Genomic DNA, 22,669 nt, shown 5'->3' with positions numbered 1-22,669 from the left:
GATGGCGACTCGTCAGTCGTCCTTGATGGGGGTGCGGAAGAAGTCCCGGATGTCCTCGGCGAGCAGCTCCGGCACCTCCATCGCGGCGAAGTGGCCGCCGCGCTCGAACTCCGACCAGTGCCTGATGTCGTACAGCCGCTCGGCCAGCGGTCGCACCGACTGCGTGATGTCGTGCGCGAACACCGCCACGCCGACCGGCGCCGGGCACGGCTCGATCCCTCGCGGGGCGTCGTGGTGCAGGCGCGCCGAGGAGGCCGCGGTGGCGGTCAGCCAGTACAGCGAGACGTCGGTGAGCATCCGCTCGTCACTGATGTGCGAGCGGGGGTCGGTCCACTGCGCGAAGCGTTCGGCGATCCAGACCAGTTGGCCGACCGGCGAGTCGGTCAGCGCGTAGCCGATGGTCTGGGGGGTGAGGGCCTGCAGGGCCTGGTACGGCGGCCGGTTCGCCATCAGATGCCGGATCTTGTCCAGCCGGGCCTCGTCCGTCGCGGACAGTTCGAGGCCGGCGTCCGGGACGGGCGCGGTCGGCAGGTAGTTGACGTGCACCCCGACGACCCGCTCGGGCGCCACGGCGCCGAGCGCCAGGGAGATGCCCGCGCCGAAGTCGCCGCCCTGCGCGCCGTAGCGCTCGTACCCGAGACGGCGCATCAGTTCGGCCCAGGCCCTGGCGACCCGGACGATGTCCCAGCCGCGCTCGTGGGTCGGCCCGGAGAAGCCGTACCCCGGGATGGACGGGATCACCAGATGGAACTCGCGCGACAGCGGCTCGATGACATCGAGGAACTCCAGGAACGAGCCGGGCCAGCCGTGGGTGAGGACCAGCGCGAGCGCGTCCGGCTTCGCGGACCGGACGTGGACGAAGTGGACGTTCTGGCCCTCGATCTCGGTGGTGAAGTGCGGGAGCTCGTTGAGCTCGGCCTCGTGCCGGCGCCAGTCGTACCTGGTCCGCCAGTGTTGCGCGAGTTCCTTGAGCCGCGCCAGCGGGAAGCCGTAGTCCCATCCGGCGTCGGCGACCTCGTTGGGCCAGCGGGTGCGGGCGAGCCGGTCGGTCAGGTCGTCGAGGTCGGCTTGGGGGATGTCGATGTGGAACGGCTTGATCATGGTCTCAACATTCATTTGGGGGACTAACGTTTGTGCTCCAAACAATAGCACAATCATTAGTGCGGCAAACGATCCGTTAGACTTGCCGCATGGAGAACCCGTCCCAGGAGAGGCCCGCCCGGTGGGAGGGCCTGCCGAGCTGGCTGCTCGGCCAGACCGCCAACCACGCGCACCGCCTGGTGGGCGATGGGTTCTCCTCCGTCGGCGGCCGCGGCTACCACTACCGCCTGCTGGCGACGCTGGAGGAGCGCGGCCCGGCCAGCCAGGCCGCGCTGGGCCGCCGTAGTGGCATCCACCTCAGCGACATGGTCGCGACGATCAACGAACTCGCCGAGCGCGGCCTGGTCGAGCGCGCCCCGGACCCCTCCGACCGGCGGCGCAACGTCATCTCGCTGACCTCGGCGGGCAAGCGGCAACTGCGGCGACTGGAGAAGCGGCTGGCCGAATGCCAGGACGAACTGCTGGCTCCGCTGTCACCCGAGGAGCGACAGCAGCTGACCGACCTGCTGTTCAGACTGTTGGACCACCACAACCGACGAACCGGCACCCCCGAAGAGCCAACGCGCTGACGGGGATCCTCGTCAGCTCACCATTGTTCGCCTTCGCGGCCTGAGCAGCCCTTACTCCAGGCACAACACTCATCTTCCGTTGCGTACCGCTCAATCCGAGGCTCACTTCGGGTTCGCCATCAGCTCCTACCGTGGCGGCGGAGGAGCTGATATGGAACTGCGGCAGCTGACCGTCTTCCTGGCCATCGCCGAGGAACTGCATTTCGGACGCGCGGCCGAGCGCCTGCACCTGGCGCAGTCGTCGGTCAGCGAACGGTTGCGGCAACTCGAACGCGAGGTGGGCGTCGAGTTGATCGCCAGGAACTCGCACCGGGTCAGGCTCACCCCTGCGGGCGAGACCTTCCGCGACGAGGCGCGGCACGTGCTCGACCAGGCCGAACACGCCAAGCGTGCGGCCAGGGAGACGGCCGCCGGCACCATGGACGCGATCAGCATCGGGTTCAACTTCGCCGCCGGGCAGATGGTTCTGCCGAAGACACTGGCTTACCTGCACGCCGAGTACCCGCGGCTGAAGACCACGTTGTGGGAGCGGCTGTCCGGCCCCCAACTCGTCGCGCTGACGGCGAGAGAGCTGGACGTCGGCCTGGTCTTCGGGCGGCCTCCGGCGGAGGAGTTCGGCTCACGCGAGATGTTCGAGGTGCCGCTGGTCGCGATCGTGCGCGGCTCCCACCCGTGGGCGGGACGCGCGGCCGTGCCGATGGGCGAGGTGGCCCGGCAGCCGTGCGTCATGCTGCGCCGTGAGCACAGCCCCGCGATGCACGACGCGATCACCGGCGCCGCCGCGCGATCGGGTACTCCGCTCAACGTCGTGGAGGAGATGGACGATTCGTCCGCGACCGCGATCACGATCCAGGGCGGCGACCTCGTCGCGTTCGCGTCGAGGATCCGGCTGCCGCATTCGATGGCGAATGGCCTGGCGGCCGTGCCGCTGGTGGATCCGACGCCTATGCTGGGCGTCTGCGTCGCCTGGCGATCGGGCGACGCCCGTGCCCCGGTCCGTGCGTTCCTCGACTGCGTCGCGCACGCCGGCCCGTTCTCGTGACGATCGGCGGAGCCGATCGGGCGTTCGGGAACTGCTCGTTGCCGCTCCCCATGGCCCTGCCTACGGTTTCGACTGCGAAACACGTCATAGAGGGGCCTCCACCATGCGGTTGACAGTACTCGGTTGCCGGGCGGGAATGCCGTCGGACGGACAGGCGAGTTCCGGCTATCTGGTGACCAGCGAATCCACGAAGATCCTCCTCGACTGCGGGCCGGGCGTAGCCACGGTCCTCAGCGGCGCGTGCTCGCCGGGCACGCTCAGCGCGGTCGTCCTCAGCCACCTGCACAGCGACCACTGCTACGACCTCCTGCCGGTCGGCAAGAAGATCATCGCCGACCAGCTCAGGGATCCGATGGCTCCCGCCGAGCCCGCGGGCCTGCGCCCGCCGATCCCGCTCTACGTGCCCGCGGGCGGCCGCAGCCTCCTTGAGGAGCTGTCGGCGCTGTTCCCGCTGACGACCCTGCCGGTGCTGGAGAAGGCGTTCGAGATCGCCTTCGACGTCGTCGAGTACGAGTCTGGCGACACCTACGAGGTGGGCGACTGCGTGATCAGCCTGCACGAACTGCGGCACGCCCTGCCCAACTGCGGCGTGCGCGTGGAGTCCGCCGATGCGAGCCTGGCCTACACCGGTGACACCGGCGTGACCGACGCGCTGGTCACGCTGGCCGAGGGCGTCGACCTGTTCCTGGCGGAGGCGTCCCTGACCGAGACCGACACCGGCGACCACGGCCACCTGAGCGCCGCCGACGCCGCCCGCGCCGCCCGAGCGGCGGGCGTCGGCCGCCTGGTCCTGACCCATCTTCCCTCTGCCGAGCCCTCCTTCCTCGACGCGCGCGCGGCGGAAGCGGCCCGGGTGTTCGGCGGACCGGTCCTGGTGGCCGCTCCCGGCAACTCCTACGATCTCGCGAAGGACGGCGCATGAAACTCCACCTCTCCACGGGCGCCCGGCTGACTGCCGTCGCCGGCGTGCTCGGCCTGACCGCGGCCTGCGGAGGGACCAGCGGGGCCGCGGAAACCGGCGGCCCCGTCACGATCAGCTTCCTGTCCTACAACTACGGCACCCCAGACCTCGGCGGTCAGGGCACCCAGCAGCTCATCGACGCCTTCCAACGCGAGCATCCGGACATCCGCATCAAGCCTCAGGGCGTGGCGACGAAGGACGTGCTGACCAAACTCCGCACCGACACGGCGGCGGGCAGCCCGCCGGACGTGGCTCAGATCGGCTGGAGCAAGATGGCCGAGGCGGCCACCAGCCTGCCCCTGGTGCCCGTCCAGGACATCCCGCCGGCCGGCGCCTGGTCCAGCCACGTCGCCGGGATCTCCCCGGCGATCATGAAGGCGGTCGAGCGGGACGGCAAGGTGTGGGCGATGCCGTACACGATGTCCGTGCCGGTGCTGTACGTCAACGCCGACCTGTTCAAGAAGGCCGGGCTGGACCCGGCCAAGCCGCCGGAGACGGTCGAGGACGTCAAGAGCGCGGCCCTGAAGATCAAGGCGAAGGGCGCCGAGGGTGTCTACTTCGACGTGGCCAACGCCGGCAAGTCCGACTTCCTCACCCAGTCCGTGATCGCCAGCAACGGCGGCGCGCTCGTGGGCTCCGACGGGTCCGTCACCCTCGACCAGCCCGACGCCGTGCGGGCGCTGTCCGCGATGAGCGATCTGACGAAGTCGGGGGCCCAGCCCTCGGTCTCCACCGACGACGCGACCGCGGCCTTCGCCGCCGGGCGGCTGGGCATGCTGGTGACCAGTACGGCGCTGCTCACCTCGCTGGAGAAGGCGGCGGCGGGAAAGTTCGAGCTCAGGACCGGCGCCTTCCCGGGCTTCGCCGGCAAGCCGGCCCGGCCCACCTACTCCGGCGCCGGCCTGGCCGTGCTGGCCAAAGACGAGCGGCACCGGCAGGCGGCCTGGGAGTTCATCCGGTTCCTGAGCAGCGAGCAGGGCTACACGATCATCACCTCGACGATCGGATACCTGCCCCTGCGCAGGTCCATCGTCGGCGACGATCGCTATCTCGGGCCGTACTTCGCCAAGAACCAGCTGCTCAAGCCGTCGCTGGAGAAGCTGGAGACGGTGGCGCCGTACAGCTCCTTCCCCGGCAAACGGGCCAACGAGGCGGTCATCGTGCTGCAGGACCAGGCCGTCGAGCCCATCGTCTTCCGCGGCGCCGACCCCGCCAGGACGCTGTCCGCGGCGGCGGACAAGATCCGCGCGCTCGTCCAGCGATGACCACGGCACCCAGAGGGCGGCACGGCGCGGCGGCCTGGCTCTTCCCCGCGCCGGCGCTGCTGGGGCTGGTCGTCTGGATGTATGCCCCCATGGTCGCCACCGGGGCGCTCAGCTTCCTCGACTGGGACCTCACCTCTCCCACCTGGTCGTTCGCCGGGGCCGGCAACTACGTGCGGCTGGTGACGCAGCCCGAGTTCGCCAACGCGGTGGGGCGCACGCTGCTGTACGTCCTGGCCATGCTGCCCTTCGCCACGGTCGTCCCGCTCGGGCTGGCCATCCTGTTGTGGAAGCGGCCGGGACGTGCCTCGGACGTCTACCGGGCCCTGCTCTTCCTGCCCGTCATGCTGGCTCCCGTGGCCACCGCCATCTCCTGGCGGTTCCTGCTCAACCCGCTGCAGGGGCTGGTCAACACGCTGCTCGGCGGGCTCGGGCTGCCGCAGCCCAACTGGCTGGGCGACCCCGGCACCGCCCTGCCGGTCATCGTGCTGATCACCGCAGCGAAGATCGCGGCGCTGAACATGCTCCTGTTCGGCGCCGCCCTCACCGCGCTGGACCGCAGCTGTCTCGAGGCCGCGCATGTGGACGGCGCCACCGAATGGCAGACCACCCGGCACATCGTCCTGCCGCAACTACTGCGAACCACCGTGCTGCTGACGCTGCTGTGCGTCGTGCTCGCCGGTCAGTGGGTGTTCACGAATGTCGCGGTGCTCACCCAGGGTGGTCCCGACGGCGCCACGGACAACATTTACTACCGGCTTTATACCTACGGATTCACCTTTTTCGACATCGGCACCGCCTCGGCGGCGGGAGTCGTGATCGTCCTGGTTCTCGGGCTCGTCGCCCTCGTCGGAAGGAAGCGGCGTGCGCGCACATAGCGGCACCCATGGCAGGGACGTACGCCGGCTCGGCTGGCACGCCGTGCTGTTGGCGTCGGTCGCCGTGATGGTCTTCCCCCTGCTGTGGGCGCTGATCGCCTCGTTCAAGCCGGCGAACGAGATCTACGGCGCCGGGCTCCTGCCGTCGTCGGCGAGCCTGGAGAACTACCGGGTCGCGCTGCTCGACTTCCCCATCGGGCATGTGCTGGTCAACACGCTGGTGATGGCGAGCGGCGTCACGCTGCTGCAACTCCTGGTCGCGGTCCCGGCCGCGCACGCCTTCGCCCGGTTCCGCCTGCGCCACGAGCGCATGGCCACGGCGCTGGTCACCGGGGCGCTGCTCATGCCGCCTCAGGCCGTGATCGTGCCCCAGTTCCTCATGGTGTCGGAGCTGGGATGGCGGGACACGTACTGGGGGCTGATCATCCCGCAGGTGTCCGGCTGCGCCCTCGCGGTGCTCCTGCTGCGCGAGCACGTACGCGCCATCCCCGTGAGCCTGTTCGAGGCGGCCACCGTCGAGGGCGCCTCGGAGTGGTCCATGCTGAGGTTCGTCACGCTCCCCCTTCTTCGCCCGGCCCTGGGTGCCGTCGCGATCCTCGTCTTCGTCGGCACGTGGAACGAGTACCTGTGGCCGATGATCGTGGCGCCACGCCCGGAACACACGACGATCCAGATGGGCCTGCAGCTTTTCCTGAATCAGGAGGGCGCCAACCCCGGCCCGCTGATCGCCGCCGCCATGCTGACGACCCTCCCGATCGTGGCCGTCTATCTCGTGGCCTCGCGCCGCGTCATCCACGCCTTCCTCCAGTCCGGCCTCCACTGACCGCCCAGCGTGGACGTCCTCCGAACTGGCCGGCCGTCAGGCGGTGACGAGGTGCTCGGGGCGGTCGCGGCGGGTGTGCAGATCCCAGTAGACCCGGGCGATGTCGTCGGGGTCGGCATGCGGGACGCCTTCGGGAGCGGTGGCGCTGGGCAGCAGGTTGATGGCGACGTTCGCAGCGTGGATGCCCTGGTCGGCGAGGGTGTTGTGGAGGTTGAAGACCCAGTTGCGCAGGGCGGCCTGTGCCGTGTTCATGGTGGCGAGCATCGGATAGGGGGTGATGGCGCCGCCACCTGTGGTGTACAGCAGGGTGCCGGTGCCGGCTGCCAGCATGGCGGGCAGCACCGCCTGGGTGGCGGTGACCGCCCCGTACAGGAGGTGCTGGATCGCCGGCTGGAGGTTGTCCACGGTCACCTCCGGCGCCTTGACCATGCTCAGGCCGCCGTGCGGGGAATACTCCAGGACGTCGATGCCGCCGAAGCGCTCGGCGGCCTGGGCCAGCGCCGCGGTCAGCGCAGGAAGGTCGCAGACGTCGGCGGGGAAGCCCGCCGCGGTGATGCCGGAGGCGGCCAGCTGCGCGACGAGGGCGTCCAGGTTGTCCTTGCCGCGGGCGAGCAGGGCGACCCGGAAACCGTGACGGCCGAAGACCTTGGCGATCGACAGTCCCATGCCGGGTCCGGCACCGACGATGGCGATGGCAGGCATGCGTCTACTCCTTGCTGGGCGATGGGGACGCCACTGTGGGCGCGGCGAACTACGCCTGGGTGCGCTGGGCGTCCTCAGGCGGGATCTCGGCGTGTTCACTCGCCGTTGAGCGGGGGCGCGGCGTCGGGGAAGCAGTCCTCGATGCTGGGCACCTCAGGGTCGATGGTTTTCAGGATGCGCTGGGCGATGCGGCCCATCTGCTGCTGCTGGGCCTTGGTCAGCGGGTCGAAGACGAGCCGGCGGACCTCGGCGACGTGCGCGGGCGCGGCGGCGGTGACCGTGGCCCGGCCGTCCTCGGTGAGGGTGGCCAGGGTGTAGCGGCCGTCGGTGGGATCGGGCCTGCGCGAGACCCAGCCGCGTTTCTCCAGCCTGATGACGACGTTGGACAGTCGCGACAGGGTGCTGGCGGTGTAGGTGGCCAGGTCGCTCATCCGCTGGGTGCGCTCGGGCATCATCGACAGCCCGGACAGCACGAGGTACTCGAAGTGGCTGATGCCCGCGTCGCGCTGCATCTGCGCGTCCAGCGCGGCCGGTAGCCGGATCAGGGCATACGCGAGCGCGTACCAGCTCCGCTGCTCCTCCGCATCGAGCCAGCGGGGCTGTCGCGAGTCGTCCATGCCCGCCAGCTTAGCTCCAAGCTTGGAGTACCCACAACGGGGGGATCACTTTTAGCTTGGAGTGTTCTATGCTTGCTGGACGGAGATCCGGTCGAGGAACCCGAGGATCTCGCTGTTGAAGAGCTCGGGCGCCTGCAGGTAAGGCATGTGCCCCACTCCGGGAAGCAGCACAGACGATAGCCCGGGCACGCATCGGGCGATCCGCCGGCCGATCTCCGGTGAGATCGAACGGTCGGCCTCGCCCCACACCTGCAGGACGGGTAGCGTCTGTGCGAGCCGCGCGAGCGAGTCGAGCAGTGGCTGGGCGTCCAATTCCTCGCGCACCATGGTGGCAAGCCGCTGCATGGCGAGGGGAGTCCCGGGGAAGGTGACGATACGGTATTCCTCCTCGACAAGGACGTCCAGGTCGGTGCCGGTCATCCCGGTCATGAACGCCAGACGTGACCGGACCGTCTCGCGATCCGTCTGTGCGAGGCGATCGGCGAGTCCCGCGCGCACCTCCGGACCGAGAGCGCATATTCCGGTAGAGGCGCTCAGTATCAGAGCGTGCAGGGATGGCGAGTCCGGTCTGGAGTGCAGATCGAGCGCCGTGCGAAGCGCCACCTGCCCGCCGAAGGAGGTGCCGATCAGGGTGACCGACTCTCCCTCGACATGGTGTGCCAGGGTCTCGGACACGAATGCGGAAAAGCCTGCCACGGTGTAGCTGACGTCGTCCGCACGGGAGGCGAATCCGTGTCCGGGGAGGTCGACGGCGCGCACCCGATATCCGGCTTGGGCGAGCGGTTCGAGGCATGAGCGCCAACGGTCGGCGCGTCCGCCGATGCCGTGGATGAGCCAGATCTCCCGTGGACCGGTTCCGGATTCCACGATCCGGCTTCTGATGCCCGCGGCTCGGATGGGGTAACTGATGATCATGGCCGCACGTCGGGATGGTCAGTGATCACCGCGTCGGCGTCGATCTCGATGAGCGCGTCCGGCCGGACGAGTGCGTCGATGCGGACCAGCGTACTGGCCGGCTTACGGGGGCCGTCGAAGAACGCCCGCCGGGCATCGTGAATCGCTTCGAAGATCTCTTTGGTGAGGGGAGCCCGCACGTACACGCGGACGCGGACGATGTCGTCCATGGTGCCGCCGAGGGAGTGGAGCACCGCTTCGATCTTGTTCAGGGCGGTGACGCTCTGACGGGAGATCGCCTGCGCCGGCGGCTCATCGAGGTCCGCGCTGTCGGGGGCGGTGCCGGTGTGCCCGGAGATGAACACGAACTTGGCGGTCCCGACGCTCACCACGCTGGCGGGCGCGTACGTCAGGGAGCCGGCGGGCACCGCGCCATCGGCGAAGCGGAACCCGTGCGCTTCCTGGATCTGGACGGAGTCCTCGCGGACCACCTGAGCATGCGTCATGCCTTCTCCTGCTGGTCGATGTCGATCGCGGCGTCGCGTTCGAAACGCTTCACCGTGTGGAAGACGTCAGTGAGGTCGGAATCCCTGACGCCGGGGGCGGCCGGCGGTTCGTTGTCGAGGAAGTCACGGCGCAGGACGGTGTCGTGCGAGAGCGTGCGAGAGCGCAGGTTGCGCCACCGCTGCTCCTGCTCCTGGTCGGCGATGTCGATCGGGCGCCCGCCTTGAATGATGGCGGTGATGCCGCCGGGCTTGAGCAGGACGGACAGGTCCCGGAGCGGGTCGCTCTCGAGCACGAGCACATCGGCTGTCGCGCCGGCACGCATGGTGCCGAGCTTGCCTTCCATCCCGAGCGCCCTGGCCGGAATGGTCGTGGCGGCCCGCATGGCTTCGACGGTCGACAGACCGGCGAAGTCGCGCAGGAGCTGCAGCTCTCGCGCGTGCCATTCACCGTAGGGCGTGACGGCGAAGCCGCTGTCCGTACCGACCATGAAGGTGACACCGGCCTCATGGGCGTCGTGCAGGGTGGAGGCGGTCCGGTCGAGCAGCCTTTTGACGTTGTCGCGGGTCCGCGCCGCGACGCCGACTCTGCTGCCGTAGTCGGCGATGTTGGCGAGCAGGAGGAGGGTGGGCACGAGCGGAATCTTGGAGTCGGCGAGTTCCTCGATGACTTCGGGCGTCATCGAGTTGCCGTGCATGATCCAGTCCATGCCGGCGCGAACCGCCGCCGAGACCTCCGCGGAGCCCCGGGCGTGAATGGTGATCTTGCGCTTCAGTTGGTGGACGAGATTTGCGGCGATGGCCATTTCGTCGTTGGTGAACGCCTGGTACTCGCCGAAAGGGCTGTCGGCGAGCTTGATGAGGTCGACGCCGTTCTTCACCTGGTGGCGGATCTCACGGACCATCTCCTCCACGGTGTTGGTCAGCACGCCGATGCTTCCCTCTGGCACGCCGACGTGATCCGGATACCAGTCGGTGAGCCCGTTGCTGGTGGTGAGATAGCGGCCCGCCGTGTGCATCCGCGGCCCCTGGATCAACCCGCTGACCAGAGCGTCGCGGAGCCCGACTCCGATGTAGTAGCTGCCGCCGGGCTGGGAGATCGTGGTGAACCCGGCGCGCAGCACCTTGCGGAGGTTCGCGGCTGCGATCAGGGTGCGCAGTTCCACGCTGGTGTAGAGGTCCTGCTCCTCTTGCGTGTTGCTCTCCCCGTAGGTCATGTGGCAGTGCATGTCGATCATGCCGGGGGACAGGTACTTGCCGTGGGCGTCGATCTGCTCGATCGTTTCTCCGCGCGGTACTTCCTCGGCGAGATTGATGTCGGCCGCGATCTTCACCATGGTCTCGTCCTGGATGAGGACGTCCTGGTCCCGCCGGACCACCCCGGACTCGGTGTCGACGACATGGCCGCCTTTGATGAGCAACCACGAACTTGTCACGATGTCCCTCCGGGGCGTCGGCGGCAGTGGTTCACGCAGGCTCCGATTCCGGCCGCGTCGGTTCTTACCGTGTCGCCGGGCTGGAGGAAAGTGGGTGGGTTCATCGCGGCCCCCACCCCTGCGGGCGTTCCGGTGGCGACGATGTCGCCGGGACGCAGTCCCACACTTCGTGAGAGGTAGCCCAGCAGCGACGGCACGGGAAAGACCAGGTCGCCGGTTCTGGCGCGCTGGCGAGTGATGCCGTTGACCTCACAGCTGATCTCGATGTCGACGTGGCCCGTGTGGTCCTGGGGAAGCTCGTCGGGTGTGACGATGACGGGACCGAGCGGAGTGGTCCGCTCGAAATTCTTTCCCGTGAACCACTGGCTGGTGCGGTGCTGCCAATCCCTGGCCGTGACGTCGTTGATGAGGGTGTAGCCCGCGATGGCCTGACGGCAGCGATCCTCCGGGGCGTCATGAAGGTCGTCCGCCACGACGACGGCCAGTTCGACTTCCCAATCCATCGCGGCGGACGATGCCGGCAGCAGGATGTCGTCGGTCGGGCCGATCGTGGCCGTGCTCATCTTGAAGAAGACGGTGGGGTGTTCGGGCAGCGGGCGTCCCATCTCTTGGATGTGCCGGCGATAGTTGTGGCCGACGCAGAAAATGCGCGTGGTTTCGTCGGCCAGGTTCAGCAGCACCGGATCGGTGATGACTTCGCCGTTGCTCGGTGCCGACGTCGCCGTGTGTTTCCAGCCGTCGTCTTTGAAGAGATCAGCGAGCCGTGTCGCCTCCAGGAGCGTCGCGCGCGTGCCGGCTTCGGTCATGACCGCGATCCGCGGGCCGGTGTCAGTCAGGACCCTGGCGAGTCTCATCGGGTGTCCTCTCGTGTGGCCGCCGGTTCCGCGGACGGGGAAGGTGCGGCCACAAGGTGGTTGAAGAGCAGGTGTTCCGCAGGGTTGTGGATGTCACCACGCGTCACGTAGTAGATGGGCAGGACGAAATCCTCATCGAGCGGGACGATGGCCACGCCGCTCCCGTGGTAGGCCAACCGCGCGGGCACGAGGCCGACACCCTCGCCGAGCGCCACTCGTGCGAGCACGCTGGGGAAGGCCGCTTCTTGGGCGGTGATGTGGAGCGCACGTCCGGCGTTGTGGAAACGCGCGATGAGCTTGTCGTGCAGTTCACGATGCAGATCCCTGGGCACGACGATGAAGCGTTCGCCGAAGAACTCCTCGATGCCGGCCGAGTCGCGCGAGGCGAGCGCGTGATCGGGGGGAACGGCGACACCGAGTCGTTGCTCACCGACCTGATGGATGAGGTGCTCGTTCTCGCGCGAGGGCAGAGTCGTCACCATGGCGTCGAGCATGCCGAGATCGAGCAATGGGCCGAGTTCGTCGGCGCTTCGAACGGTGACCTCGAAGCGGAACCGCGGATGTGCTTGTTTGAATCTTCTCAGGAGCGTGGGAATGTCGCTCGACAACACGGCGGAGGAAAGGCCGACATTCAGGGTTCCCGCGAACCCCTGCGCCCATGACTCCGCCTCGCTCTCCAGGCGCTTTATCGAGGTCAGGACGATGTGAGCCTGCTTCAGGATGGCCTTGCCCGCCGCGGTCGGCTCCACCATGCCGCCACCGCGCGTGAAGAGCTTGACGCCGAAGTGCGCCTCCAGCTTCGCGATGTGCTGTGACACGCCCGGCTGAGTGGCGTGCAGAGTCTCCGCCGCCCGCACGAAGCTCTTCTGCTCGGCGACCGCGACCAGCGTCTGAAGGAGTCGGATATCGAACATGTGCTCACACCTGTGTCTGACCGGCCCGCGGGGGCAACGGCATCCCGGCGGCCGGATCGAGATCCACGCTGAAGTATCGGCGTCCGGCGTAACCGAGACCCCAACGGTCCGAAGAGCGAACGATGTCGACGACCGTGCACACGAACATCTCGTGAGTGCCCATCACCATGGAGTGGGAGACGCGGCAGTCGAAGCTCGTCAGGCACCCCACCAGCAAGGGGACGCCGGTCGATCCGCGCCTCCAGGCCGCATGGGCGAAACGCGCGGGCATGGCCCGGCTGCCTTGTCCGGCGAATTCGGCGGCCAGGGCGAGTTGGTCGAAGGAGAGGGTGTTCACGGCCAGAACACGACTGCTGCTGATGAGGCTGTGCGCGTAGCTGCGGCGGTTCAGGCAGACCAGCAGGCTGGGGGGTGCGTCGCTGACAGAGCAGACGGCCGTGGCGGTGATGCCGGCGTCATTGCCGTCCGCGACGGTGGTGACGACATGAACGGAGGAGGCGACGAGGGCCATCGCATCGCGGAAGGCCATGCCGGCCCCTGTCGGTTGCGGCACCTGTGATGTCGCCAAGAGGCTCACCTTCTTTGCTACAGGGTGGGCGCGGACCACGACGGGGAACGCCAGCCGTGTTCGTCGTAGTCGTGCATGCACTGCTCGATGAGGTCGTCCAGGGAGGCCATGACCCCGCTTCCGTGAGCGGAGCGCAGGCACTGCAGGCGTATCTCCTCGTGGTTGCCGGCGTAGTTGCGTTCGTAGAGTTCGTGCCGGCCCGCGAATTCCGTCCCGACGGCGTCCCACAGAAGCTTCATGACCTTGATCCGCTCGTTGGCGGTGACGCCGTCGGACCCACGGACGTAGCGGTCGAGGTACGGACCGATCTGCTCGTCGAGCAGGTCGGCGCCGGACGATGGCAGGTAGACCAGCGCGGACGCGACGATCTTGTGGACGATCTCGCGCACGCGGGGGAAGGCGTCAGGCGCGAACACCCGGTAGGCGAAGGCGGACTGCAGGTTCGGCAGCACCGTTCCGTTGACCCAAGGCTGGGCGCCGTCCGCCATCGCGTCCGACAGAGCCCAGAACATGTTGCGCAGGCCGACGATCTCGCCCAGCAGCGCCTGATTGCCGCGGAAGGCATCACCTCCGGTGATTTTCAGCGCACGTGCGACGAGCCCCGTCATGAAGTCGAGTTTGACCGCGTACCTGGTGCAGCCTTGGAGGCAGAAACCCTGCATGAAACCGGACTCGCGGTAAAAGCGCTGGACACGGTCCACGTCCCTGTAGATCAGGACGTTCTCCCATGGGACGAACACCTTGTCCAGGACCAGGATGGAATCGTTCTCGTCGAAGCGGCTGGAGAGGGGATAATCGAATGCCGAGCCGGCTTTGGTGGCGTTGAGCTCGTACGACGTCCGGCAGATGAGCGTGCATCCCGGCGAGTCCATCGGCATCATGAACATGACGGCCATGCTCGGGTCCCCGCCGTCGGACGATCCGCTCTGCCCGACGAAGCTGACCTGTGACAGGGCCGCCCCCGTGGCGACGACCTTCGCGCCCGAGACGATGATCCCGCCGTCCACCTCGTCGTCGATCGTGACGTACACATCCCTGACGGTCTCCGCGGACCTCCCGCGATCAACCGGTGGATTGACGATCGCGTGGTTGATGAACGGCACCGCCTCCTGTGACCAGTGGTGCCATCGGCGCGCGTTCTCTGCGAAATCGCCATAGAAATCGCTGTTCGCGCCCAGCGTGTTCGTCAACGCGGCCTTGAAGTCCGGAGTCCGGCCCATCCAGCCGTAGGTCATCCGTGACCATGCGGCTATCGCGTCGCGCTGTGCGCGCACAGCGGCCGCCGATTCGGCCGGTCTGAAAAAGCGGTGCGTGTAACCGCCGTTGCCGGTGTTGGTCGGGGTGGTCAGGACGTCGCGATGTTCATCCATGTGCAGCGCGTCATAGAGCCTGGCGATCGACCGCGCCGTGTTCCGGAACGCCGGATGACTGACGACGTCGGGGACCTTCTCCCCATTGAGGTAGATCGTCCGCCCGTCGCGAAGGGATGCCAGATACTCCTCTCCGGTGAACGGCCTGGAGTTACTGCCGCGCTGGTCACCGATGCCGGCCGGCACAGTTTCAGAATTCACCGATCGTCCTTTCGAGGGGAAGGCGGATGTCCTCGCGCAGTCCGGCGCGGTCGGTGATGTCACCGCTGCGAACCAGTTGACCGGCCGACGTCACCGCCTGAGAGAACTCCCAGTCGTCCCGCATCGGCCGTACGTGGCGGCGCACCAGTTCACGCACCTTCTCCAACCGGGCTGATGACCGCATTCCGGCGTGGTGGTCCATGCCTTCAGTGGCGGCGAGCAATTCGATGGCGATGATGGAGTACGCGTTGCCGGCCATGTCGAGCAGCCTGCGTGCGCCATGGGTGGCCATGGAGACGAAGTCCTCCTGGTTGCCCGCGGTGGGAATGCTGTCGATCGAGGCCGGATGCGCTCGCTGTTTGGTTTCGGAGGCCAGCGCGGCGGCCGCGATCTGCAGGCTCATGAACCCCGAGGTCAACCCGCTGGCGTTGGTGAGGAAAGCGGGGAGCCCGCTCAATGAGTGGTCAGTGAGGAATGCGATGCGCCGCTCCGACATGGCGCCGATCTCCGAAAGCGCGATGGCCAGCATGTCGGCCGCGAAGGCCACCGGTTCGGCGTGGAAATTGCCGGCGGACACCACGTCACCGGACTCCGCGATCAGCAGGGGGTTGTCCGTCACGCTGTTGGCTTCGATCTCCAACGTGGTGCGCGCTTGCTGGACGAGGTCCAGGCAGGCGCCGAGAACCTGCGGCATGCAACGCACCGAATAGGGATCCTGGATACGGTTGCCGGCACTCGCCTCCCGATAATCCCCGGACGGGAGCAGTCGTCTGAGGATGGCCGCGACCCGCACCTGCCCTGGGTGCGGTCGCAATTCCTGCACGACAGAACTGAACGGAGCAGTTGAGCTGAGCGACGCTTCGACCGACATCGCACCGGTGATCAGCGCGGCGGCCAGGGCGTTCTCGGTCTCGAAGAGTCCTGCGAGCGCGAGCGCGGTCGAAACCTGGGTCCCGTTGAGGAGCGCCAGCCCTTCTTTGGGTCCGAGCACGAGCGGCTGGATGCCCGCCCTCCGCATCGCTTCGTGACCGGGAAGCACTTCTCCGTCGAACCTGGCCGTCCCCCGCCCGATCATCACGGCGGTCATGTGTGCGAGCGGTGCGAGATCGCCGGAAGCGCCGACTGAGCCCTGGGCCGGGATCACCGGGAGAACCCCACGGTCACACATGGCGGTCAACGTGTCGGCCACGACCGGCCTGGTGCCGGATGCCCCCCGAGCCAGCGCCGCCAACTTCAGGCACAGGATCAGACGGACGATGGAGTCCGGCAACGGCTCGCCCACGCCGACGGTGTGCGACAGGACGAGGTTCTCCTGCAGGCGCTCCAGGTCTGCTTCCGCTATCCGCCGGTTCGCCAGCCTTCCGAAGCCGGTGTTGACGCCATAGATGGGAACGTCCGCTTCGAGCAGGCGCAGAGCCAGGGCATACGACCGTTCGACGGAGCTGCGGGCCGCATCGCTCAGGCGTACCACTATCGGGTCGCGCGCGAAGTAGATCTCGCGCCAACTGGCTAGGTTGTTGTTCCCAGGACCTATTGTGAGCAACACGGGCGCTCCTGCCGTCCCCTGTGTGATTGGTGACACACCCGATAGTGGCTGGATTGCCCCATAAAGGCGAATAATGCTTGGGGATTGCTCCATAACGGAGGCTTATTTCTTAGGCTGCGGGCGAGTCGCCAGCGGCTGGGAGCTGAGCGCGATCAGCCGAGCAGACGCAGAACCCTTTCGGCCTGGAGTTCCAGGGCGCCGGCCGGGTTGTGAGGTGCCGCCGGCCCGTTCGGGCCGAGCTGGAGAAACCAGACGAGCGCGATCAGACAGCGAAAATCGCGCACCCGTTCGGCTTCCCCCGGCGCCAGGTCGATGTGGGCCAGAAGCTGCTCTGTGTTCAGGGTGCCGTCGATGCGGGAGATATGCTCGCAGACCTCACCGAGTTCAAAGGCGCGATCATTGCGGCCGGAGTCTTCCCAGTCGATCAGCCATACGCGGCGCTCGTGCTCGTCCCACAGGTAGTTGGCGTGGTTTCCGTCCGCCAGCCCGAGGATCGGCGGGAACGGGTTCGTGGTGAGCTTGCCGGGGGCGATGGAGGCCAGCCAGGCGGCTCCTGCTTGGAACGCCTGCCGGACAAGCGGGTCGTCGCCGAGGTCGGGCCCTTTGCCGGCCCAGGCACGGGCCTTGTCCACGGCCGCGGCGGGTCCCCAGGGGGCGGGCTCGGCCTTCTCCACTACCGGAGCCGGAATCCGGTGCAGCCGGTTCAGAGCGGCGGCCATCGCGCTGATCTGTTCGTCAGTGGCGTGCTCGCCGCGCAGGACACGGCCAGGCAGTTTGCTCATCACGATCACGGGCGGGTGGGCGTCGAGCGTGGCGCTGACGGGCGCGGGCGCGAGGCCAGGCGCATGTTCGGCCAGGAGCGTGAGCGCCGCCCATTCACGGTGGGGCTCTCCTCGGTTCCACGACCGGTATCGCTTGGTCGCGACGTCGTCGCCGAACTCGAGGTCGTGGGTGCTGAATCGGTCGGCCATGCGCTCGCTTCGCCCTTTCGGTCCCTCCGCCGGAGGATGAGAGTACCGCAGCTCAAAGCGTGTTATCAGGCTGCGTGAGGGGCTGCCGGGCAGGACGGGCGGTCGCCATGCGGTGCGGCCCTCCCACGCTCCTGCATGCTCTATCCTGGACAAAGTGGGCATCAGCCCCCATAGCGGGCGCAGGGGGTTCGGCGTCAGACTGGCAAGCGGGGACCCGGCGCCCCGCCGTGCGCGGCTGTCACGGACGTGACCGAAAGCGGGCAGGCCGCATGCGGTCTCCTGCCGCGTGTCCCCCGTCATCGGCGACGTCGTCCAATGGCGTGCCACCACCCCTACTGACGAGATCGACGGAGGTCTTTTGTTGAACACCTCGCCGACCACCGCAGTCCGCCTCTCCCCGCTGGAGCTGGCCGCCAGGATCGTGCCCATCGCGGCCGTCCTGGCCCTGGCCGGGGTGTGGGAACGCAGCCTCCCGGTGTTCGGCGAGATCGTGGTCGTGGCGCTGCTGGGCGCCTGCGTGATCGCCGCGGTGCACCACGCCGAAGTCGTCGCCCACCGCGTCGGCGAACCCTACGGCTCGCTCATCCTCGCCGTGGCCGTCACCGTCATCGAGGTCGGCCTCATCGTCACACTGATGATCTCCGGCGGGCCGGGATCCGCCTCACTGGCCCGCGACACCGTCTTCGCCGCCGTGATGATCACCTGTAACGGGATCCTCGGACTGTCGCTGCTGATCAGCGCACTGCGCAACGGCACCGCCGCCTTCAACGCCAAGGGCACCGCCCCGGCGCTGGCCAGCGTGCTCACACTGGCGACCCTGAGCCTGGTGCTGCCCACGTTCACGACGAGCGTCCCCGGCCCCGAATTCTCCGGCGTCCAGCTCGCCTTCGCGGCCGTGGCGTCCCTGGCCCTGTACGTCCTGTTCCTGTTCGTCCAGAACATTCGCCACCGTGACTACTTCCTGCCCGTCCAGCCTTCCACCTCGCACGCGCCGCAGAGCGCCGTCGGTGCGGCCCCCACCGGGCAGCCGCCTGCGGACGCGGGGGACCAGGAGGCCGACACCGACGACCACGCCGCGGTCCCGTCGGCCCGCACGACCTTGATCAGCCTCGCGCTGCTCGTCATGGCCCTCGTGGCGGTGGTCGGGCTGGCGAAGGTGGAGTCCAAGACCATCGAGGCCGCCGTCACGGGAGCGGGCCTGCCGCACTCGGTGGTGGGCGTGGTGATCGCGCTGCTGGTGCTGATGCCGGAGACCCTCGCGGCCGCCCGCAACGCCCACCGCAAGCGTACGCAGATCAGCCTCAACCTGGCCCTGGGGTCGGCGATGGCCAGCATCGCCCTGACCATCCCGACGATCGCCCTGGCATCCATCTGGCTGGACGGGCCGCTTCTGCTCGGACTGGGCGCGACCCACATCGTGCTGCTCGGTCTGACGGCTGTCGTCGGCGCGCTCACCGTGATCCCCGGTCGCGCCACGCTGCTCCAGGCAGGCGTCCACCTCACGCTGTGCGCGTCCTACCTCTTCCTCGCAGCCGTCCCCTGAGAGCCGTACCCGTGCTCGGCCAGTGCCGTATGGCTGGCGAGGAGTCGTAGCGCCGTGTCAGAGGGTGTCCCGGGGTGCGCGGTGTAGGTCAGGAGGCGATGGCCGGCGCCGTCGGGCACGTGAAGGATCTCGAAATCCAGCTCGACATGACTGACCTCGGGGTGATGGAAGTACTTGCGTCCGGACAGGCAGTTGTGGACCGGGTGTTTGGACCACAGGGCGGCGAACTCATCGCTCTTGATGGTCAGTTCGCCGACCAGGTCGGCCAGCGCCCGGTCGTCGCGGTGGCGGCCGGCGATCAGGCGCAGGGAGGCGACGGCGCGTGCGGCTTCTTCGTCCCAGCGGGTGTACAACTCGCGGGTGTGGCGGTCGAGGAACAACATCCGGGTCAGGTTGGGGCGATCGTCCGGGTGACTGGGAGCGGTGAAGTCGTAGTGTCCCGCCAGCAGGGCGTGTCCGAGGCGGTTCCAGGCCAGGACTTCGGTGCGGCGGCCCATGATGACCGCGGGGACGTCGGCCATCGCGTTGATCAGGCGTACGGTGCTCGGCCTGGCCGTGTCGGGACGCGTGGCGCGCCGCCGCTTGCTCTTCGCCGGTTTCGCCAGGTCATGCAGATGGGTGCGCTCATCGTCGTCGAGGCCCAGCGCACGGGCGATCGCGTCGATGACGGTTTCGGAGGCGTTGGCGCTCTGCCCCTGTTCGAGGCGGGCGTAGTAGGTGGTGCTGACGCCGGCGAGCTGGGCGAGTTCCTCCCGGCGTAGCCCGGGGACGCGGCGGGCGCCGTAGGACACGATTCCCGCGTCCTCGGGGCTCAGCCGGGCCCGGCGGCTGCGCAGGAACTCACCAAGGGCGCCGGCGGCTGACGCGTCCGCTTCGTTCATGCCCTCCATTGTGCCGATGCGTCGGATGCGTGCCTCACCCTGTCAGTGCCAGGCAGCGTGGTGCTCGCTTCAGCGGGGTGTGGCAGCCGAGCACGGACCTCTTCCAGAGTCGGAACTCCTCCGAATCGCTCTTGGAAGGGATCGCCTGGCATGACCAGTCCTGATCAGTCGACCGCCGGTGTCGACGACACCTCTCCTCGCGTACGCATCGGCGGCCGAGAACGCCTGATTCTGGCCGTGTTGCTGACGGCCGGTTTCACCCTGGCCGTCGACTTCTCCATCCTCAACGTCGCCCTGCCGGCCATCGGCGCCGACGTCGGGTTGTCCCTGGGCGGCCTGCAGTGGATCGCGACCGCGTTCTCGCTGTGTGCCGCGGGGTTCACCCTGTTGTTCGGGCGGATCGCCGACCTGTTCGGCCGTCGCCGGCTGTTCCTGGCCGGCATCGCCGTACTCGGCCTCTCTTCTCTGATCGGAGGTTCGGCGGGGACGCCATGGGTGCTGATCGTGGCCAGGGTGGCACAGGGGCTGGCGACCGCCGCGGTCACGCCCGCGGCACTGTCGCTGCTGACCACCTCATTCCCGGAGGGGCCGGTGCGGGACAGGGTACTCGGCCTGAACGGCGCGTTGATGGCGGCGGGGTTCACGACCGGCGCGATCCTCGGCGGCGTGCTCACCGATCTGCTGAGCTGGCGGTGGGCGTTCTACATCAACGTCGCCGTCGCGGTCGTGGTTCTGCTGCTCGCGCCTGTGGTGCTGTCGGAAAGCCGGCCGGAACGCCGGCCCGCACTCGACGTGCCCGGAGCGGTCACGGTCACCCTGGCTCTCCTGGCGATCGTGTACGGGCTGACCCAGGCCGGACAGAAGTCCTGGGGCGACCCCCATGCCTACGGCGCGCTCATCGCCGGCGCCGTCCTGCTGATCGTCTTCTGGGTGATCGAACAGCGGGTGCCGCAGCCGCTGGTGCCGGTACGGGTCATACGCCGGCGGACCGTCGGATGGGGCAACGCGGCCGGCCTGCTGGCGTTCGCGACCGAGACGTCAGTGGTGTTCCTGCTCACGCTCTACCTGCAAGAAGTGCTGGGGTATTCGCCGCTGGCGGCAGGTCTGTCCTTCGCCGTGCTGGGCGTCGGCACCGTCGTCGGCGGCGTCATCGGGCCCAGGATCATCGGCGCGTTGGGCAACAGGAACGCGCTGGTGGCCGGTTTCCTCCTTCAGGCCGCGGCGACCCTCCCACTGGTCTTCCTGGATGATCGGCCCTGGTGGATCGTCGTCCTGCTGGCCACGACCTTCGTCGGCGGAGTCGCCAACCTGGTCGCGATCGTCGCCTTCATGGTCACCGCGACGTCCGGGCTGCCCGATGAGGAGCAGGGTCTGGCCACCGGCCTGGCGACGATGAGCCAGCAGATCGGTATCACGATGGGCATTCCGATCATGTCCGCGCTCGCCACCGCGCGGATCAATGCCCTCGGCGGCCAGACCCCGCACACCGTGCTGCATGGGGTCAGCCTCGCCCTGACCGTGAACGCGGCGGCGTGCGTCCTCGCCGCGGTGCTGCTCGGGGTGTTCCTGCGGGCATCCGGGCGGGCGCGGACGCCCGCAGGAACGGCACCTCAGCGTTGACCTGCTCGATGCCGCGTCCGCACCGTGGAACACCGGCAGGGGATCAAGATCCCTCTGCGCATGGGTTTCATCGACTCCGGCTCCTGCTACAAACTGGGCACGGACCCGACGGACTCGTCGTACGGCCGCTACATCATGGAGGTCGCTTGAAGATTCTTGTCACCGGGGGCGCCGGATTCATCGGCTCCCACTACGTACGGACCCTGCTCGGCCACGACGGCTGCGAGCGGGTCACCGTGCTGGACAAGCTGACCTACGCGGGAAACCCGGCCAATCTCGCCGGCGTCGAAGGGAACGACCGCTTCCGGTTCGTCCGCGGGGACGTCTGTGACGCCGGCCTGGTCGGCGCGCTCGTGGCCGAGCACGACCACGTCGTGCACTTTGCCGCCGAGTCCCACGTGGACCGCTCGATCGAGAGCGCGGGCGAGTTCGTGCGCACCAACGTCGTCGGCACCCAGACGCTGCTGGACGCCGCGCTGCGCTCCGGCCTGGACACCTTCGTGCACGTCTCGACGGACGAGGTCTACGGCTCGGTCCCCGAGGGTTCCTCGCGCGAGGACGACCCGCTGCGCCCCAGCTCCCCCTACGCCGCCTCCAAGGCCGCCTCGGACCTGATCGCCCTGTCCTACCACCACACCCACGGCCTGGACGTGCGCCTGACCCGGTGCTCGAACAACTACGGGCACCACCACTACCCCGAGAAGGTCATCCCGCTGTTCATCACGAATCTGATGGACGGCCGGAAGGTGCCGCTGTACGGCGACGGGCTCCACGTCCGCGACTGGCTGCACATCGACGACCACGTACGGGGGATCGAGCTCGTGCGCGGCGCCGGCCGTCCCGGCGAGGTCTACAACATCGGCGGCGGCACGGAGCTCACCAACCGGCGCCTCACCGAGCTGCTGCTGGCGGCCTGCGGCGCGGGCTGGGACATGGTCGAGCACGTCGAGGACCGCAAGGGGCACGACCGCCGCTACAGCGTCGACTGGACCAAGATCGGGACAGAGCTGGGGTACCGGCCGCGCAAGGACTTCACCGAGGGCCTGGCCGAGACCGTCGCCTGGTACGTGGACAACCGCGACTGGTGGGAGCCGCTGAAGACCGCAGGGGTGCCGGCCCTGCGGTGACAGCGGCGGAGCCGGCCCGGCGGGGGTGACACGCCGGGCCGGTGTGCCTCTCAGGCGTTCTCGCGCGCCGGGGGCAGAAGCGCGGCGGCGGCCACGACGAGCGGGTCGAGCCGGCCGTCGTCGGCGCCCGCGTCGGCGAGCAGCCTGGCCCTCATCCGGGGATCCCAGAAGGAGCGGATGTGGGCGGCGATCTGCTCGGCCGCCCAGGCCGGGTCGCGGCTTCTGAACTGCGCCGCGATCTCGTTCGACAGGCGGATGTGCGGGGGCGTCTGCGTCGTGGTCACGT

The 22,669-nt window shown here is 68.4% G+C and carries 23 protein-coding genes; 9 read left to right on the top strand and 14 right to left on the bottom strand.

Annotated features, from left to right (window positions below; translation table 11 throughout):
- Window positions 1–12: 12 nt before the first annotated feature.
- Entirely contained in the window at window positions 13–1,101 is a 1,089-nt protein-coding gene (locus ACFOY2_RS35330; RefSeq protein ID WP_379532456.1) for an epoxide hydrolase family protein, read from the bottom strand.
- A gap of 89 nt (window positions 1,102–1,190) precedes the next feature.
- Here ACFOY2_RS35330 and ACFOY2_RS35325 point away from each other — a divergent pair, with 89 nt between their 5' ends.
- From ACFOY2_RS35325 to ACFOY2_RS35300, 6 genes are all read left to right on the top strand, one after another.
- Window positions 1,191–1,670, top strand: coding sequence for a MarR family winged helix-turn-helix transcriptional regulator (locus ACFOY2_RS35325; RefSeq protein ID WP_379532455.1), 480 nt, complete (start codon window positions 1,191–1,193; stop codon window positions 1,668–1,670).
- Window positions 1,671–1,821: 151 nt separating this feature from the next.
- Window positions 1,822–2,712: a LysR family transcriptional regulator gene (locus tag ACFOY2_RS35320; RefSeq protein WP_379532454.1), complete on the top strand. Its 891-nt coding sequence runs from the start codon at window positions 1,822–1,824 to the stop codon at window positions 2,710–2,712.
- A gap of 103 nt (window positions 2,713–2,815) precedes the next feature.
- Window positions 2,816–3,634, top strand: coding sequence for an MBL fold metallo-hydrolase (locus tag ACFOY2_RS35315; protein ID WP_379532453.1), 819 nt, complete (start codon window positions 2,816–2,818; stop codon window positions 3,632–3,634).
- Entirely contained in the window at window positions 3,631–4,938 is a 1,308-nt protein-coding gene (locus ACFOY2_RS35310) for an ABC transporter substrate-binding protein (RefSeq protein ID WP_379532452.1), read from the top strand. Before ACFOY2_RS35315 ends, ACFOY2_RS35310 begins: the two co-directional genes overlap by 4 nt.
- Complete coding sequence (locus tag ACFOY2_RS35305) at window positions 4,935–5,813, top strand: carbohydrate ABC transporter permease (RefSeq protein ID WP_379532451.1); 879 nt, start codon at window positions 4,935–4,937, stop codon at window positions 5,811–5,813. The genes ACFOY2_RS35310 and ACFOY2_RS35305 overlap by 4 nt, the downstream gene beginning before the upstream one ends.
- Window positions 5,800–6,636, top strand: a complete 837-nt coding sequence (locus ACFOY2_RS35300; protein WP_379532450.1) for a carbohydrate ABC transporter permease — start codon at window positions 5,800–5,802, stop codon at window positions 6,634–6,636. The genes ACFOY2_RS35305 and ACFOY2_RS35300 overlap by 14 nt, the downstream gene beginning before the upstream one ends.
- Window positions 6,637–6,672: 36 nt before the next feature.
- On the opposite strand, the gene ACFOY2_RS35295 is transcribed toward ACFOY2_RS35300, so the two are convergent.
- From ACFOY2_RS35295 to ACFOY2_RS35245, 11 genes are all read right to left on the bottom strand, one after another.
- Window positions 6,673–7,338 carry an SDR family NAD(P)-dependent oxidoreductase gene (locus ACFOY2_RS35295; protein WP_379532449.1) on the bottom strand — a complete coding sequence of 222 codons (666 nt, stop codon included), beginning with the start codon at window positions 7,336–7,338 and terminating at the stop codon, window positions 6,673–6,675.
- Between the two features lie 95 nt (window positions 7,339–7,433).
- Window positions 7,434–7,955 carry a MarR family winged helix-turn-helix transcriptional regulator gene (locus ACFOY2_RS35290; protein WP_379532448.1) on the bottom strand — a complete coding sequence of 174 codons (522 nt, stop codon included), beginning with the start codon at window positions 7,953–7,955 and terminating at the stop codon, window positions 7,434–7,436.
- 66 nt (window positions 7,956–8,021) lie between these two features.
- Entirely contained in the window at window positions 8,022–8,822 is an 801-nt protein-coding gene (locus tag ACFOY2_RS35285; RefSeq protein WP_379532447.1) for an alpha/beta fold hydrolase, read from the bottom strand.
- A 44-nt stretch (window positions 8,823–8,866) separates the two neighbouring features.
- A complete protein-coding gene (locus tag ACFOY2_RS35280; protein WP_379532446.1) occupies window positions 8,867–9,355 on the bottom strand; it encodes a RidA family protein in 489 nt (162 codons plus the stop codon).
- Entirely contained in the window at window positions 9,352–10,788 is a 1,437-nt protein-coding gene (locus tag ACFOY2_RS35275) for a metal-dependent hydrolase family protein (protein WP_379532445.1), read from the bottom strand. The genes ACFOY2_RS35280 and ACFOY2_RS35275 overlap by 4 nt, the downstream gene beginning before the upstream one ends.
- Window positions 10,785–11,642 carry a fumarylacetoacetate hydrolase family protein gene (locus ACFOY2_RS35270; protein ID WP_379532444.1) on the bottom strand — a complete coding sequence of 286 codons (858 nt, stop codon included), beginning with the start codon at window positions 11,640–11,642 and terminating at the stop codon, window positions 10,785–10,787. Before ACFOY2_RS35270 ends, ACFOY2_RS35275 begins: the two co-directional genes overlap by 4 nt.
- Entirely contained in the window at window positions 11,639–12,556 is a 918-nt protein-coding gene (locus ACFOY2_RS35265; protein WP_379532443.1) for a LysR family transcriptional regulator, read from the bottom strand. Before ACFOY2_RS35265 ends, ACFOY2_RS35270 begins: the two co-directional genes overlap by 4 nt.
- 4 nt (window positions 12,557–12,560) lie before the next feature.
- The gene (locus ACFOY2_RS35260; RefSeq protein ID WP_379532442.1) at window positions 12,561–13,085 is read right to left on the bottom strand and encodes a flavin reductase; all 525 of its coding nucleotides are present in this window, start codon (window positions 13,083–13,085) and stop codon (window positions 12,561–12,563) included.
- 56 nt (window positions 13,086–13,141) lie between these two features.
- A complete protein-coding gene (locus tag ACFOY2_RS35255; protein WP_379532441.1) occupies window positions 13,142–14,695 on the bottom strand; it encodes a 4-hydroxyphenylacetate 3-hydroxylase N-terminal domain-containing protein in 1,554 nt (517 codons plus the stop codon).
- Window positions 14,685–16,241, bottom strand: a complete 1,557-nt coding sequence (hutH, locus tag ACFOY2_RS35250; RefSeq protein ID WP_379532440.1) for a histidine ammonia-lyase — start codon at window positions 16,239–16,241, stop codon at window positions 14,685–14,687. The genes ACFOY2_RS35255 and hutH overlap by 11 nt, the downstream gene beginning before the upstream one ends.
- A gap of 152 nt (window positions 16,242–16,393) precedes the next feature.
- On the bottom strand, window positions 16,394–17,212 hold the full coding sequence (locus ACFOY2_RS35245; RefSeq protein ID WP_379532439.1) for an aminoglycoside phosphotransferase family protein: 819 nt from the start codon (window positions 17,210–17,212) through the stop codon (window positions 16,394–16,396).
- 286 nt (window positions 17,213–17,498) lie between these two features.
- Between ACFOY2_RS35245 and ACFOY2_RS35240 the strand changes: the two genes are divergently transcribed.
- Window positions 17,499–18,755 (top strand): calcium:proton antiporter, encoded by a 1,257-nt coding sequence (locus ACFOY2_RS35240; protein WP_379532438.1) that lies wholly within the window; start codon window positions 17,499–17,501, stop codon window positions 18,753–18,755.
- On the opposite strand, the gene ACFOY2_RS35235 is transcribed toward ACFOY2_RS35240, so the two are convergent.
- Window positions 18,728–19,636: a helix-turn-helix transcriptional regulator gene (locus tag ACFOY2_RS35235; protein WP_379532437.1), complete on the bottom strand. Its 909-nt coding sequence runs from the start codon at window positions 19,634–19,636 to the stop codon at window positions 18,728–18,730. The two genes, ACFOY2_RS35240 and ACFOY2_RS35235, sit on opposite strands and share 28 nt — an antisense overlap.
- Window positions 19,637–19,786: 150 nt before the next feature.
- Here ACFOY2_RS35235 and ACFOY2_RS35230 point away from each other — a divergent pair, with 150 nt between their 5' ends.
- Together ACFOY2_RS35230 and rfbB are read left to right on the top strand one after the other, a co-directional pair.
- On the top strand, window positions 19,787–21,256 hold the full coding sequence (locus ACFOY2_RS35230) for an MFS transporter (protein ID WP_379532436.1): 1,470 nt from the start codon (window positions 19,787–19,789) through the stop codon (window positions 21,254–21,256).
- A gap of 146 nt (window positions 21,257–21,402) precedes the next feature.
- Window positions 21,403–22,383, top strand: coding sequence for a dTDP-glucose 4,6-dehydratase (gene rfbB / locus ACFOY2_RS35225; protein WP_379532435.1), 981 nt, complete (start codon window positions 21,403–21,405; stop codon window positions 22,381–22,383).
- 50 nt (window positions 22,384–22,433) lie between these two features.
- On the opposite strand, the gene ACFOY2_RS35220 is transcribed toward rfbB, so the two are convergent.
- Window positions 22,434–22,667, bottom strand: a complete 234-nt coding sequence (locus ACFOY2_RS35220; protein ID WP_379532434.1) for a formate dehydrogenase subunit delta — start codon at window positions 22,665–22,667, stop codon at window positions 22,434–22,436.
- Window positions 22,668–22,669: the final 2 nt, after the last annotated feature.

Origin of the sequence: Nonomuraea purpurea (assembly GCF_042650645.1) — a bacterium.
Taxonomy (GTDB): domain Bacteria; phylum Actinomycetota; class Actinomycetes; order Streptosporangiales; family Streptosporangiaceae; genus Nonomuraea; species Nonomuraea purpurea.
Note: the sequence above shows the minus strand (reverse complement) of the source record. Positions and strands in the feature narration are given on the sequence as shown.

Bases quoted from the DNA above. Each gene is read 5' to 3' on its own strand.
- ACFOY2_RS35330 (WP_379532456.1), bottom strand. From the start codon at position 1,101: ATGATCAAGCCGTTCCACATCGACATCCCCCAAGCCGACCTCGACGAC.
- ACFOY2_RS35325 (WP_379532455.1), top strand. From the start codon at position 1,191: ATGGAGAACCCGTCCCAGGAGAGGCCCGCCCGGTGGGAGGGCCTGCCG.
- ACFOY2_RS35320 (WP_379532454.1), top strand. From the start codon at position 1,822: ATGGAACTGCGGCAGCTGACCGTCTTCCTGGCCATCGCCGAGGAACTG.
- ACFOY2_RS35315 (WP_379532453.1), top strand. From the start codon at position 2,816: ATGCGGTTGACAGTACTCGGTTGCCGGGCGGGAATGCCGTCGGACGGA.
- ACFOY2_RS35310 (WP_379532452.1), top strand. From the start codon at position 3,631: ATGAAACTCCACCTCTCCACGGGCGCCCGGCTGACTGCCGTCGCCGGC.
- ACFOY2_RS35305 (WP_379532451.1), top strand. From the start codon at position 4,935: ATGACCACGGCACCCAGAGGGCGGCACGGCGCGGCGGCCTGGCTCTTC.
- ACFOY2_RS35295 (WP_379532449.1), bottom strand. From the start codon at position 7,338: ATGCCTGCCATCGCCATCGTCGGTGCCGGACCCGGCATGGGACTGTCG.
- ACFOY2_RS35290 (WP_379532448.1), bottom strand. From the start codon at position 7,955: ATGGACGACTCGCGACAGCCCCGCTGGCTCGATGCGGAGGAGCAGCGG.
- ACFOY2_RS35280 (WP_379532446.1), bottom strand. From the start codon at position 9,355: ATGACGCATGCTCAGGTGGTCCGCGAGGACTCCGTCCAGATCCAGGAA.
- ACFOY2_RS35270 (WP_379532444.1), bottom strand. From the start codon at position 11,642: ATGAGACTCGCCAGGGTCCTGACTGACACCGGCCCGCGGATCGCGGTC.
- ACFOY2_RS35265 (WP_379532443.1), bottom strand. From the start codon at position 12,556: ATGTTCGATATCCGACTCCTTCAGACGCTGGTCGCGGTCGCCGAGCAG.
- ACFOY2_RS35260 (WP_379532442.1), bottom strand. From the start codon at position 13,085: ATGGCCTTCCGCGATGCGATGGCCCTCGTCGCCTCCTCCGTTCATGTC.
- ACFOY2_RS35245 (WP_379532439.1), bottom strand. From the start codon at position 17,212: ATGGCCGACCGATTCAGCACCCACGACCTCGAGTTCGGCGACGACGTC.
- ACFOY2_RS35235 (WP_379532437.1), bottom strand. From the start codon at position 19,636: ATGAACGAAGCGGACGCGTCAGCCGCCGGCGCCCTTGGTGAGTTCCTG.
- ACFOY2_RS35230 (WP_379532436.1), top strand. From the start codon at position 19,787: ATGACCAGTCCTGATCAGTCGACCGCCGGTGTCGACGACACCTCTCCT.